Consider the following 892-nt stretch of genomic DNA (forward strand, 5'->3'; position numbering starts at 1 on the left):
GTGCCGGCGGGTTCGGTGGCGGTGCCGGCTTCGGTGGCGGCGGTGCCGGGTTCGGTGGCGGTGCCGGCGGCGGCGGTGGGTTCGGCGGCGGTGGCGCCGGCTTCGGCGGGGGCGTCCGCGGCGGCGGGGCGGGCTGAGCCGTGGCCGAGAGCGGAGCACTCCACGCCGGGGCGCCGGCCGGCCCGGCACCCGTCATCGAACTCGACGACGTCCGCAAGACCTACCGGACCGGCGCCATCGAGGTCGACGCGCTGCGCGGTGTCGACCTGCGCATCTCCGAGGGGGAGTACATAGCGATCATGGGCCCGTCCGGGTCGGGCAAGTCGACCCTGATGAACATTCTCGGCTGCCTCGACATACCCACCTCGGGCCACTACCGCCTTGCCGGCGAGGACGTCGCCCGGATGTCCGAGGACGATCTCGCCGAGATCCGCAACCGGCGGATCGGCTTCGTCTTCCAGCAGTTCAACCTGCTTCCCGCCCTGTCCGCGTGGCGCAACGTGGAACTGCCGCTGTGCTACGCCGGGACGGGGCGGGCGCGGCGTCGCGTCCGGGCGGTCGAGGCGCTGGAGAGGGTGGGCCTGGGGGACCGGATCGCCCACCGCCCGAACGAGCTCTCCGGCGGCCAGCAGCAGCGGGTCGCCGTCGCCCGGGCGCTGGTCACCGACCCCGCGCTCATCCTCGCCGACGAACCGACCGGCAACCTCGACAGCGCGTCCACCCAGGACGTGCTCGACCTGCTCGGCGAGCTGCACGCGTCCGGCCGCACGATCGTGCTCATCACCCACGAGCCCGAGGTCGCCGCCACCGCCAGCCGGGTGGTGCGCATCCGGGACGGCGGCATCCAGGACGACACCAGCCTGGATCATCCAGGCGGTGACGCCGACCAGCC

At 74.0% G+C, this 892-nt stretch carries 1 protein-coding gene; it reads left to right on the forward strand.

The window, feature by feature from the left end:
• Nucleotides 1–140: 140 nt before the first annotated feature.
• Nucleotides 141–892: ABC transporter ATP-binding protein (locus tag AC5LUJ_RS13490; protein WP_493465032.1), on the forward strand; the 752-nt coding region annotated here is incomplete at its 3' end.

The sequence above is a fragment of the Protofrankia sp. CiP1_Cm_nod3 genome, from assembly GCF_982290655.1.